Origin of the sequence: Kitasatospora sp. NPDC057542 (assembly GCF_042801945.1) — a bacterium.
Taxonomy (GTDB): domain Bacteria; phylum Actinomycetota; class Actinomycetes; order Streptomycetales; family Streptomycetaceae; genus Kitasatospora.
On the sequence record NZ_JBHVFE010000296.1, the window covers coordinates 1 to 11,203 of the forward strand.

General features: G+C 68.2%; 14 protein-coding genes. All 14 read right to left on the reverse strand.

Features of this window, described 5'->3' with window-relative positions; genetic code table 11:
* Positions 1-84: 84 nt before the first annotated feature.
* Positions 85-588 (reverse strand): 30S ribosomal protein S9, encoded by a 504-nt coding sequence (gene rpsI, locus ACFU7Y_RS29645; RefSeq protein WP_224273932.1) that lies wholly within the window; start codon positions 586-588, stop codon positions 85-87.
* A 45-nt stretch (positions 589-633) separates the two neighbouring features.
* Entirely contained in the window at positions 634-1,077 is a 444-nt protein-coding gene (gene rplM / locus ACFU7Y_RS29650; protein ID WP_035848207.1) for a 50S ribosomal protein L13, read from the reverse strand.
* Between the two features lie 244 nt (positions 1,078-1,321).
* Complete coding sequence (locus ACFU7Y_RS29655; RefSeq protein ID WP_380770243.1) at positions 1,322-2,980, reverse strand: ABC-F family ATP-binding cassette domain-containing protein; 1,659 nt, start codon at positions 2,978-2,980, stop codon at positions 1,322-1,324.
* A gap of 41 nt (positions 2,981-3,021) precedes the next feature.
* Positions 3,022-3,933, reverse strand: coding sequence for a tRNA pseudouridine(38-40) synthase TruA (gene truA, locus ACFU7Y_RS29660; protein ID WP_380770244.1), 912 nt, complete (start codon positions 3,931-3,933; stop codon positions 3,022-3,024).
* Positions 3,934-4,030: 97 nt separating this feature from the next.
* Positions 4,031-4,510, reverse strand: coding sequence for a 50S ribosomal protein L17 (gene rplQ, locus ACFU7Y_RS29665; RefSeq protein WP_224273920.1), 480 nt, complete (start codon positions 4,508-4,510; stop codon positions 4,031-4,033).
* 127 nt (positions 4,511-4,637) lie between these two features.
* Positions 4,638-5,660, reverse strand: coding sequence for a DNA-directed RNA polymerase subunit alpha (locus ACFU7Y_RS29670; protein ID WP_049649049.1), 1,023 nt, complete (start codon positions 5,658-5,660; stop codon positions 4,638-4,640).
* A 167-nt stretch (positions 5,661-5,827) separates the two neighbouring features.
* Positions 5,828-6,235 carry a 30S ribosomal protein S11 gene (gene rpsK, locus ACFU7Y_RS29675; protein ID WP_014136257.1) on the reverse strand — a complete coding sequence of 136 codons (408 nt, stop codon included), beginning with the start codon at positions 6,233-6,235 and terminating at the stop codon, positions 5,828-5,830.
* Between the two features lie 72 nt (positions 6,236-6,307).
* The gene (rpsM, locus tag ACFU7Y_RS29680) at positions 6,308-6,688 is read right to left on the reverse strand and encodes a 30S ribosomal protein S13 (RefSeq protein WP_097237495.1); all 381 of its coding nucleotides are present in this window, start codon (positions 6,686-6,688) and stop codon (positions 6,308-6,310) included.
* A gap of 176 nt (positions 6,689-6,864) precedes the next feature.
* Positions 6,865-6,978 (reverse strand): 50S ribosomal protein L36, encoded by a 114-nt coding sequence (gene rpmJ, locus ACFU7Y_RS29685; protein WP_003956441.1) that lies wholly within the window; start codon positions 6,976-6,978, stop codon positions 6,865-6,867.
* A 33-nt stretch (positions 6,979-7,011) separates the two neighbouring features.
* On the reverse strand, positions 7,012-7,233 hold the full coding sequence (gene infA / locus ACFU7Y_RS29690; protein ID WP_003956442.1) for a translation initiation factor IF-1: 222 nt from the start codon (positions 7,231-7,233) through the stop codon (positions 7,012-7,014).
* 194 nt (positions 7,234-7,427) lie between these two features.
* Entirely contained in the window at positions 7,428-7,853 is a 426-nt protein-coding gene (gene mscL / locus ACFU7Y_RS29695) for a large conductance mechanosensitive channel protein MscL (RefSeq protein ID WP_224273918.1), read from the reverse strand.
* Positions 7,854-7,995: 142 nt separating this feature from the next.
* Positions 7,996-8,835, reverse strand: a complete 840-nt coding sequence (map, locus tag ACFU7Y_RS29700; RefSeq protein ID WP_224273917.1) for a type I methionyl aminopeptidase — start codon at positions 8,833-8,835, stop codon at positions 7,996-7,998.
* A gap of 117 nt (positions 8,836-8,952) precedes the next feature.
* Positions 8,953-9,606: an adenylate kinase gene (locus ACFU7Y_RS29705; RefSeq protein ID WP_224273915.1), complete on the reverse strand. Its 654-nt coding sequence runs from the start codon at positions 9,604-9,606 to the stop codon at positions 8,953-8,955.
* Positions 9,606-10,916, reverse strand: coding sequence for a preprotein translocase subunit SecY (secY, locus tag ACFU7Y_RS29710; RefSeq protein WP_224273913.1), 1,311 nt, complete (start codon positions 10,914-10,916; stop codon positions 9,606-9,608). Before secY ends, ACFU7Y_RS29705 begins: the two co-directional genes overlap by 1 nt.
* Between the last annotated feature and the right edge of the window lie 287 nt (positions 10,917-11,203).

Consider the following 11,203-nt stretch of genomic DNA (forward strand, 5'->3'; position numbering starts at 1 on the left):
GGAGTACACGGGGTACTCCGGGGCGACGGTTTCGCGCAACCAGGGGGTGCGCCGCCAGGGCGGACCGCACCCCCGGGGAGGCGATTAGCGCTTGCTGTACTGCGGCGCCTTGCGGGCCTTCTTCAGACCGGCCTTCTTGCGCTCGACGGCGCGGGCGTCACGGGTCAGGAAGCCGGCCTTCTTCAGCGCGCCGCGGTTGTTGTCCACGTCGGCCTCGTTCAGGGCACGGGCAACGCCGAGGCGCAGCGCGTAGGCCTGGCCGGAGACGCCGCCACCGCTGATGCGGGCGACGACGTCGTAACGGCCGTCCAGCTCCAGGAGCTTGAAGGGCTCGTTCACGGTCTGCTGGTGCACCTTGTTGGGGAAGTAGCCCTCAAGGGTGCGACCGTTGATCTTCCACTGGCCGGTGCCGGGGACGATGCGCACGCGGGCGATCGCCTCCTTGCGGCGGCCAAGGCCGGCGCCCGGGACGGCCTCGCCGAAGCGGCCGGCCAGGGACTCGGAGGTGTAGCTCTCCTCGGAGGTGTACTCGCCCTCGACGACGGTCTCGTCGAAGTCGACCTCAAGGGTTTCAGTGGTCTCGGCCACGGTGTTCCTCAGCTCTTTTCAGTGTTGGGGGGCTTGGTGGCCGAATTACTGCGCGACCTGGGTGATCTCGAACGGCACCGGCTGCTGGGCAGCGTGCGGGTGCTGGTCGCCCGAGTAGACCTTCAGCTTCGAGAGCATCTGGCGGCCCAGGCTGTTCTTGGGGATCATGCCCTTGATGGCCTTCTCGACGGCCTTCTCCGGGTTCTTGTCCAGGAGGTCGTCGTAGCGCACCGAGCGCAGACCGCCCGGGAAGCCCGAGTGGCGGTAGGCCAGCTTCTGGGTCTTCTTGTTACCGGACAGGTGCACCTTGTCGGCGTTGATGATGATGACGAAGTCACCAGTGTCAACGTGCGGCGCGTAGATCGCCTTGTGCTTGCCCCGGAGGAGGTTGGCGGCCTGGGAAGCCAGGCGGCCGAGCACGACGTCGGTCGCGTCGATGACGTGCCACTGACGCTGGACGTCGCCGGGCTTGGGGCTGTACGTACGCACGGTCGTAGCCTTCGCTTTTCAGTGAGTGAGTCCTGACAGGAGCACCCGGACGGAAGAGCAGCCTGGCCATCCTTGGACGCAATTCAAGGGGGACCGCTGGTCGACGACCTGATGTCTCCGGCGTACCGACCTCTCACGTGAGATAGAGCGAGCCAATACGCACATCAAGCGTCCAGGTTACCGGCACGGCCGGGACGGGTCAAAACTCGCCCGGACCCCTCCCCGCCGGAGGCGCGGCCGTCACTCAGCGTTCGCGCTCCACCCGGGTCACGTCCCAGACCGGCTCCGACGACTCGTACACCCGGCCGTCCGCGCCGAACACCAGGAAGCGGTCGAAGGTCTTGGCGAACCAGCGGTCGTGGGTGACGCACAGCACGGTGCCGTCGAAGGCCTCCAGGCCGGCCTGCAGGGCCTCGGCGCTCTCCAGGTCCAGGTTGTCGGTCGGCTCGTCGAGCAACAGGGCCGTCACGCCGGAGAGTTCGAGCTTGAGGATCATCAGCCGGGCCTGCTGCCCGCCGGACAGCGACTCGAACTTCTGCTCCTCCTGGCGGTCCAGCTCGTACCGGCGCAGCGCCCCCATCGCGGCGCCGCGGCTGAGCGCGTGCTCCTCCTCGACGATCGACCGCACCGTGCGGCCGAACAGCTCCGGGTGGGCGTGGGTCTGCCGGAAGTGGCCGGGGACAACCCGGGCGCCGAGCTTCCACTCGCCGCTGTGCGCGACCGTCCCGTCACCGGCCAGCAGCCGCAGGAGGTGCGACTTGCCGGCGCCGTTGGCGCCCAGCACCGCGACCCGCTCGCCGTAGAAGACCTCCAGGTCGAAGGGCTGCATCAGTCCGGTGAGCTCCAGCTGCTCCATGGTGAAGGCGCGCACGCCGGTGCGCCCGCCCTTGAGCCGCATGGTGATGGACTGCTCGCGCGGCGGCGCCTCCGGCGGGCCGGCGTCCTCGAACTTCTTCAGCCGGGTCTGCGCGGCGGAGTAGCGGGAGGCCATGTCGTGGCTGACGGAGGAGGCCTGACGCAGGGTGACGACCAGCTTCTTGAGCTTGGCGTGCTCCTCGTCCCAGCGGCGGCGCAGCTCCTCGAAGCGCTCGAAGCGGGCCTTGCGGGCCTCGTGGAAGGTCTCGAAGCCGCCGCCGTGCACCCAGACACTGCTGCCGGCCGCTCCGGACTCGACACTGATGATCTTGTCGGCGGTCTTGGAGAGCAGCTCGCGGTCGTGCGAGATGAACAGGACCGTCTTCTGGGTGGCCTTGATGGCCTCCTCCAACCAGCGCTTCGCCGGGACGTCCAGGTAGTTGTCGGGCTCGTCGAGCAGGAGCACCTCCTCCGGGCCGCGCAGCAGCGCCTCCAGGACGAGCCGCTTCTGCTCGCCGCCGGAGAGGGTGTTCAGGCCGCGCCACTGGGCCTTGTCGAAGGGCATGCCGAGGGCCGCCATGGTGCAGACGTCCCAGTCGGTCTCGTAGTCGTAACCGCCGACGTCGGCCCAGTCGGAGAGCGCCTGGGCATAGGCCATCTGCGTCTTCTCGTCGTCCTGGGCGATCATCGCCAGCTCTGCGGCGTCCACCGCGCGGGCCGCCTTGGCGATCCGCTCCGGGGCGACCGACACCAGCAGGTCGCGCACCGAGGCGTCGGCCGGCAGGGCGCCAGGGGTGGACTGCTGGTCCTCACGGCCGGTGGTGCCGACGAACTGGCGCATCACGCCGAGCCCGCCGCTGATCGTCACCGAGCCGCCGTGCGGCTGGATGTCCCCCGCGATCATCCGCAGCAGGGTGGTCTTGCCGGCCCCGTTGGCACCGACCAGGGCGACCGCGGCGCCCTCGCCGACCCGGAAGGACGCGTCGTCGAACAGCACCCGCCCGTCCGGCAGGTAGTACTCCAGGTGCGAAATCTCGACGTGTCCCATGCGGACGATTCTCGCAAGCGGACGCCTCCGGCCAAAACGGATTATGCGGGAGCGGCCTGCCCGGGCAGGGTGCGCATCCGCCGGGCCAGCCGGTTGCGCTCGGCCAGCTGGTCGTCCGGCGGGTAGCCGACCTCCTCCAGCGTGAGCCCGTACGGCCGGATCACGTTGACGGCGGAGTTGCGCACCCCGCCGGCCAGCACCTCGCCGGGGAACTCCACCGGCCGGTGCCCGTCACCGACCAGCAGCATCGCGCCGACCAGCGCCCGGACCATGTTGTGGCAGAAGGCGTCGGCCCGGACGGTGGCGACCGCGAGCGAGCCCTCCTGGGCGGCGTAGGAGTCCACCGGGACGCGGTCCCAGTGCAGCTCCAGCAGGGTGCGGATGGTGGTGGCGCCCTCGCGCTTCTTGCAGTACGCGGCGAAGTCGTGCTCGCCGAGCAGCAGTTGCGCAGCCGCGTTCATCCTGTCGATGTCCAGCGGCCGGTCGTGCCAGAGCACGTGGCCGCGCAGCAGCGGGTCCACCCCGCCGGGGTGGTCGGCGACCCGGTAGGCGTACCGGCGCCAGATCGCCGAGAAGCGGGCGTCGAACCCGGGCGGCGCCTCGCCGACCCGGTAGATCCGGACGTCCCCGGGGAGCCGGCCGGCCAGCCGACGCAGCAGCTTCTCCCGGTGCGCCGCCCACAGCTCGGCCGGCAGGTCGACGTGGGCGACCTGGCCGCGGGCGTGCACCCCGGCGTCGGTGCGGCCGGCCACGGTCAGCGGGAACAGCTCCGGGCTGCGGGTGACGATCTGGAGCGCGCTCTCGATCTCCTCCTGGACCGTCCGGCGGCCGCCCTTCTGGCGGGCCCAGCCGGAGAACTCGGCGCCCTGGTAGGCGAGGTCGAGCCGAACCCGGACGTACCCGTCGGCCGGGCCGTCCTTCACCGGCGGCTGCTCGGCGCAATCGTTGACCACTGCTTCTCAACTCCCGGACTGCTCTGATCGGCCAATGGACGGGAACGGGCCCGCTCCCCCATCGCTGGGGAAGCGGGCCCGCGAACACCTGGAGGTGTCAGGCCTGCTCGGCCTCGGCAGCCTCGTCGGCCTTGGTCTCCTCGACCTTGGCCTCCTCGGCCTCCTTGACGGCGCGCTTGGTGGCGGCCTCGGCCTCGCCGACGGCGGTCTGCGCGACGGTCAGCGCCTCGACCAGCTCGATCACGGCCATCGGGGCGTTGTCGCCACGACGGGGACCGATCTTGGTGATGCGGGTGTAGCCACCCGGGCGGTTCTCGTAGCGCGGCGCGATCTCGGTGAAGAGGGTGTGCAGCACGGCGATGTCGGTGATCGTCTTGCGCACCAGGCGACGGTTGTGGATGTCGCCCTTCTTCGCCTTGGTGATCAGCTTCTCCGCCAGCGGGCGCAGGCGGCGGGCCTTGGCCTCGGTGGTGGTGATGCGACCGTACTGGAACAGCTCACGGGCCAGACCGGCGAGCAGCAGCGGCTCGTGGTGCGGGCCACCGCCCAGGCGGGCACCCTTGGTGGGACGCGGCATGGAATTACTCCTTGAATCTCCGACTGCGGCCGTACCAGGTACCGCAGCGGGCGTACGGGCACTGTGCCCGTACGGCTTTCATGACGACGGGGGCGGCTCCGTGGAACCGCCCCCGCGGCCAAATCTCTTAGTACTGCTCGGTCTCGGCGAAGTGCGAGTCGTCGAGGTCGTCGGCGCCGAAGGCGTCGGCGGCAGCGGTCGGGTCGAACCCGGGCGGGCTGTCCTTGAGGGCCAGGCCCATGCCGGCCAGCTTCGCCTTGACCTCGTCGATCGACTTCGCACCGAAGTTGCGGATGTCGAGCAGGTCGGCCTCGGAGCGGGCGACGAGCTCACCCACGGTGTGGATGCCCTCGCGCTTGAGGCAGTTGTAGGAGCGGACGGTGAGCTCCAGCTCCTCGATCGGCAGCGCCAGGTCGGCGGCCAGGGCGGCGTCCGTCGGGGACGGGCCCATGTCGATGCCCTCGGCGTCGATGTTCAGCTCGCGGGCGAGGCCGAACAGCTCCACCAGGGTCTTGCCGGCCGAGGCCATGGCGTCGCGCGGACGCATGGCGGGCTTGGTCTCGACGTCGACGATCAGCTTGTCGAAGTCGGTCCGCTGCTCGACACGGGTGGCCTCGACCTTGTAGGTGACCTTCAGCACCGGGCTGTAGATCGAGTCGACCGGGATGCGGCCGATCTCCTGGCCGGAGGCCTTGTTCTGGACGGCGGAGACGTAGCCGCGACCGCGCTCGACGGTCAGCTCCATCTCCAGCTTGCCCTTGCCGTTCAGGGTGGCGAGGACCAGCTCGGGGTTGTGCACCTCGACACCCGCCGGCGGGGCGATGTCGGCGGCGGTGACGACACCCGGGCCCTGCTTGCGCAGGTACATCACGACCGGCTCGTCGTGCTCCGAGGAGACGACCAGCTGCTTGATGTTGAGGATGAGGTCGGTCACGTCCTCCTTGACGCCCGGCACGGTGGTGAACTCGTGCAGGACGCCGTCGATGCGGATGCTGGTGACAGCGGCACCCGGGATCGACGACAGGAGCGTGCGGCGCAGGGAGTTGCCGAGGGTGTAGCCGAAGCCCGGCTCCAGCGGCTCGATCACGAACCGCGAGCGGAACTCGTCGACGACCTCTTCGGTCAGCGAGGGACGCTGAGCGATGAGCATGTTTTGATCCTCCAGTCTTCGGCGCCCACTATTTGACGCCGAACGAATGGCCGTGAGGCGGTGGCCTCACGCCAAGCGTACGGGCTCCCGAGGACAGTTTCTCAATCAACTGTGTGGGAGCCCGTACGAGGTTTAAAGCAGAACCCAGCGTGCCCGAAGGCGCTGCGTCAGACGCGGCGGCGCTTCGGCGGACGGCAGCCGTTGTGCGGGGTGGGGGTGACGTCCTGGATCGAGCCGACCTCCAGGCCGGTGGCCTGGAGCGAACGGATCGCGGTCTCGCGGCCGGAGCCCGGACCCTTCACGAAGACGTCAACCTTGCGCATGCCGTGCTCCTGCGCGCGACGGGCAGCGGCCTCGGCGGCCATCTGCGCGGCGAACGGGGTGGACTTGCGCGAGCCCTTGAAGCCGACGTGGCCGGCGGAGGCCCAGGAGATCACGTTGCCGGACGGGTCCGTGATCGAGACGATGGTGTTGTTGAACGTGCTCTTGATGTGCGCGTGGCCGTGAGCGACGTTCTTCTTTTCCTTGCGGCGGATCTTCTTCGCGCCGGCAGCCTGACGACCCTTGGGGGGCATAAGTCTGTTCTCCTACTGAGGTGGTCGGTCCGCTGACCCGCGGGCCGGAGGGATGTCCGGTTACGGGACGGACTACTTCTTGCCCGGCTTCTTCTTGCCGGCGATCGCGCGACGCGGGCCCTTGCGGGTACGCGCGTTGGTGTGGGTGCGCTGACCGCGGACCGGCAGGCCACGGCGGTGACGCAGACCCTCGTAGCAGCCGATCTCGACCTTGCGGCGGATGTCGGCGGCCACCTCACGGCGGAGGTCACCCTCGACCGTGTAGTTGGCGTCGATGTACTGGCTCAGCTTGACCAGGTCCTCCTCGGAGATGTCGCGAACGCGGACATCCGGGTTGACACCGGTCTCGGCGAGGGTCTGCTGGGCGCGGGTACGGCCGATGCCGTACACGTAGGTGAGGGCGATCTCGATCCGCTTCTCACGGGGGAGATCAACGCCGGCGAGGCGTGCCATTCAAGGCTCCTGTGGTTCTTCAGAGGTCTTGCGTGCTACCTACTCCGACACCTCACGGTGAGGGAGCCCCGGCCTCTGACCGGGGGCGGCAGTCCGTTCCTTGCGGATCGGATCGGGTAGCCCGCTCATGACGTTTTCGCGTCGCGCGAAGTACTACGAGAAATGCTGGGGAGAGATCAGCCCTGGCGCTGCTTGTGGCGCAGGTTGTCGCAGATCACCATGACCCGGCCGTGGCGGCGGATCACCTTGCACTTGTCGCAGATCTTCTTGACGCTCGGCTTGACCTTCATGTTTCAGGTTCTCCGGGTCTAGATCTGACGTTCTTACTTGTAGCGGTAGACGATCCGCCCGCGCGTGAGGTCGTAGGGGCTGAGCTCCACGACGACCCGGTCGTCCGGCAGGATGCGGATGTAGTGCATGCGCATCTTGCCACTGATGTGCGCGAGGACCTTGTGACCGTTCTGCAGCTCGACCTTGAACATCGCGTTCGGAAGAGACTCGATCACGGTGCCCTCGATCTCAATGGCGCCTTGCTTCTTAGCCATGAACTGCGAGATCCACCTTCCGGGACCGGCTACCGTATGCGGAACGCTCGTGCGAACCTGGGTTCACCCCGCCCCCGAGGGGAAGAGGGCGTGCTGGAGCACGCTACGAGTGAGCCGACGGTCCATCCTACGCCAGCGCGTGCGATGGACCAAAACGGGGGCCCCTGAAAGCGGTCGCCGTCACACCCGCTACGTCAGACGCCGGTGGCGGTCGCCATCGGCTCGACGTGCGCGGTGCAGGCCGAGCAGCGGCGGGCGGCCTGGGGGATCTCGGTCAGGCACTCGGGGCAGGGGCGCTTCGGCGCCTTCGGCTTCTTCGGCATGTAGCGCGCGGTCGCCTTGGTGATCGGCAGCACCACGCAGAAGTACAGCACCGCGGCGGTCATGAAGAACGCGATCAGCACGTTGAGGAACTGCCCGTACGGGAAGGTCACTCCGGCGATGTGCGCCTTGTACGAGCTGAAGTCGCCGGCCGCGCCGACCACCACACCCACCAGCGGGGTGAGGAAGGCGGACACGAAACCGGTCACCACCGCGGTGAACGCGGCACCGATGACCACACCGACCGCCATGTCGACGACGTTGCCGCGCATCATGAAGTCGCGGAATCCCTTGAGCACGTGCTCTCTCCTGCATCGCTCGTAAACCAGTCAGGCCGCAGCGGACCACTGCCAGCGGATAAAAATAGGACAAAAGCCCTGGAGGTCCAAACCTCCAGGGCTTTGATCCCTTGTCAGCAGCGGCAGTCGGATGCCGCCACGACTACGCGAGGGGGTCCGGAGCTGCGGTGATGCCCAGCTTGGCCAGTTCCGCCTTGCCGCCGTCGAAGGCCGTCAGCACCAGCGGGCCCTGCTCGGTGACGGCCACCGAGTGCTCCCAGTGCGAGGCCCAGGTGCCGTCGTTGGTGACGACCGTCCACTCGTCGTCCAGCACGGTGGTGTGCGGGGTGCCGAGCGAGACCATCGGCTCGATCGCCAGCACGGTGCCGGGGACCAGCTTCGGGCCCTTGCCGCGGCCGCGCTCGACGTAGTTCAGCACGTGCGGCTCCATGTGCATCGCGGTGCCGATGCCGTGGCCGCCGTAGCCCTCGGTGATGCCCCACTTGCCCTTCGGCGGCAGCGGCTGGCGGCGGATGTAGCCCTCGATCGCCTTGGAGACGTCCACCAGGCGGTTGTTCTTCTTCATCTGGGCGATGCCGGCCCACATCGAGCCCTCGGTGACGCGGCTCAGCATCTCGACCTCCGGGCGGACCTCGCCGACCGCCACCGTGATGGCCGAGTCGCCGTGCCAGCCGTCCAGGATGGCGCCGCAGTCGATCGAGATGACGTCGCCCTCCTGGAGCACCCGCTCGCCCGGGATGCCGTGCACGACCTCGTTGTTCACCGACGCGCAGATCACGCCCGGGAACCAGAGCCCGCCGTGGTGGGCGCGGAAGTTCGAGGTGGCGCCGTGGCCGGTGATGACCTTGTCCGCGATGTCGTTGAGCTCCTGGGTGGTCACCCCGGGGACGACCGCCTCGCGGCAGGCCTTCAGGGCCTCGGCGACGACCAGCCCGGCCGCTCGCATCTTCGCGATCTGCTCGGGGGTCTTGATCTCCACCATCTGGTCACGCCTTCCAAGTCCGGATTACCACTGGTACCACCGTACGACGCCGAAACGGCCGGGCCTCCCGCGCTGGGCGGGCGACCCGGCCGTACCGTCGTACGTTCGCCGAGAGACTCAGCTGTCCTGCTTCAGCGCCTCGATCGAGCGGGCGGTGACCTCGTCCACCTTGCCGAGGGCCGAGATGGTCGCCACCAGGCCCTGCTGGACGTAGTAGTCGATGATCGGCTCGGTCTCCGTGTGGTAGACCTCCAGGCGCGTGCGCACCTTGTCCTCGGTGTCGTCCGAGCGCTGGTACAGCTCGCCGCCGCACTCGTCGCAGACGCCCTCGGCCTTCGGCGGGTTGTAGTCCACGTGGAAGACGTGGCCACCGTCGTTGCGGCACAGGCGGCGGCCGGCGATCCGGCGGACGACCTCGTCCTCGGGGACCTCCAGGTCCAGCACGCCGTCCAGCTTGATGCCCTGCTCGGCGAGGAACTCGTCCAGCGCCTTGGCCTGCCCGAGGTTGCGGGGGAAGCCGTCGAGCAGGAAGCCGTTGGCGGCGTCCTCCTGGAGCATCCGGTCCTTGGCCATCCCGATGGTGACCTCGTCCGGCACCAGGTGTCCCGCGTCCATGTAGCTCTTGGCCTCGAGCCCCAACGGGGTGCCCTGGCTGATGTTCGCACGGAACAGGTCGCCGGTGGAGATGTGGGGAATGGACAGGGTCTTGGCGAGCAGGTGCGCCTGAGTACCCTTCCCGGCCCCGGGAGGACCAACGAGGACGATACGCATCAGCGGAGGAACCCTTCGTAATTGCGCTGCTGGAGCTGGCTCTCGATCTGCTTCACAGTTTCGAGTCCGACGCCGACGACGATGAGCACGCTGGTGCCGCCGAACGGGAAGTTGGTCTGCTGTCCGAAGGCGACCAGGGCGATCATCGGGATCAACGCGATCAGGCCCAGGTAGAGCGAACCCGGCCACGTGATTCGGGTCAGCACGTAGTTCAGGTACTCGGCCGTCGGTCGGCCGGCCCGGATACCCGGGATGAACCCACCATACTTCTTCATGTTGTCGGCAACTTCTTCGGGGTTGAAGGAGATGGCGACGTAGAAGAAGGCGAAGAAGACGATCAGCAGGAAGTAGGTGGCCATGTAGATCGGGTGGTCACCCTTGACGAAGTTCGTCCGGATCCACGTGGCCCAGCCCGCTTGGCTGTTGGTCAGCTGGACCACCAGGGCGGGGATGTACAGCAGCGAGGAGGCGAAGATGACCGGGATGACACCGGCCTGGTTCACCTTGAGCGGGATGTAGGTCGAGGTCCCCCCGAACGCCCGGCGGCCGATCATCCGCTTCGCGTACTGGACCGGGATCCGGCGCTGGGCCTGCTCGACGAAGATGACCAGCATCACGACGATGATGCCGACCGCGACCACCGAGAGGAACTCGACCCAGCCGCCGCCGATCGTGCCGGTGGTCTTGATGTTCCACATGGAGGACGGGAACTGGGCCGCGATCGAGGTGAAGATCAGCAGCGACATGCCGTTGCCGATGCCGCGGTCGGTGATCAGCTCACCGAGCCACATGATGACCGTGGTGCCGGCGGTCATGGTGAGCACCATGACGGCGATCCGGAACACGCTGGTGTCCGGGACGATCTCGTTGGCCAGCGGGCAGCCGGAGAACAGCGCGCCGCTGGAGGCCGTCGCCACGATGCCGGTGCCCTGGAGTACCGCGAGCGCGATGGTCAGGTAACGGGTGTACTGGGTGATCTTCGCCTGGCCGGCCTGCCCCTCCTTCTTCAGCATCTCCAGTCGCGGGATCACGACGGTGAGGAGCTGGAGGATGATGCTCGCCGTGATGTACGGCATGATGCCGAGGGCGAAGATCGTCAGCTGGAGGAGCGCGCCACCGCTGAACAGGTTGACGAGTCCGAAGAGGCCGCTGTTCTTGGTGTCCTTCACGCACTCGTTCACGGCCGTGAAGCTCACGCCCGGCATCGGAATGTGCGAGCCCAGGCGGAACAGCACCATGATGCCCAGCGTGAACAGCAGCTTCTTGCGCAGGTCGGGCGTCTGGAACGCCCGCGCGAACGCACTGAGCACGGTGCCTCCTGCGCCTCCCGCGCGTCGTCGGCGGGAGGGTCGGTCCTGAATGGGGAGTTTGCGGTTCGGGCTCCCGTACAGACGGCACAGGCGAGCCTACGCGCAGCCTACAAGGGAACTCCACGGACTCTAACAGTGCGCGGCCACTCGGAAGAAGCGCGTACGGCCGCTCCCCCACTCACGGGGTACGGGATGCCCGGTTTTGCCACACAAAAGAACGAGCGCCGTCCGGCCGGATCTCCCCGGGAACGGCGCGAGCCCCGCACCTCCCGAAGGAGGTGCGGGGC

Coding starts and splice junctions, on each gene's coding strand:
- ACFU7Y_RS29670 (WP_049649049.1), bottom strand. CDS start 5,660: ATGCTCATCGCTCAGCGTCCCTCGCTGACCGAAGAGGTCGTCGACGAG.
- rpsK (WP_014136257.1), bottom strand. CDS start 6,235: ATGCCCCCCAAGGGTCGTCAGGCTGCCGGCGCGAAGAAGATCCGCCGC.
- ACFU7Y_RS29705 (WP_224273915.1), bottom strand. CDS start 9,606: ATGCGTATCGTCCTCGTTGGTCCTCCCGGGGCCGGGAAGGGTACTCAG.
- rplQ (WP_224273920.1), bottom strand. CDS start 4,510: ATGCCGCGTCCCACCAAGGGTGCCCGCCTGGGCGGTGGCCCGCACCAC.
- infA (WP_003956442.1), bottom strand. CDS start 7,233: ATGGCTAAGAAGCAAGGCGCCATTGAGATCGAGGGCACCGTGATCGAG.
- map (WP_224273917.1), bottom strand. CDS start 8,835: ATGGTGGAGATCAAGACCCCCGAGCAGATCGCGAAGATGCGAGCGGCC.
- ACFU7Y_RS29655 (WP_380770243.1), bottom strand. CDS start 2,980: ATGGGACACGTCGAGATTTCGCACCTGGAGTACTACCTGCCGGACGGG.
- rpmJ (WP_003956441.1), bottom strand. CDS start 6,978: ATGAAGGTCAAGCCGAGCGTCAAGAAGATCTGCGACAAGTGCAAGGTG.
- rpsM (WP_097237495.1), bottom strand. CDS start 6,688: ATGGCACGCCTCGCCGGCGTTGATCTCCCCCGTGAGAAGCGGATCGAG.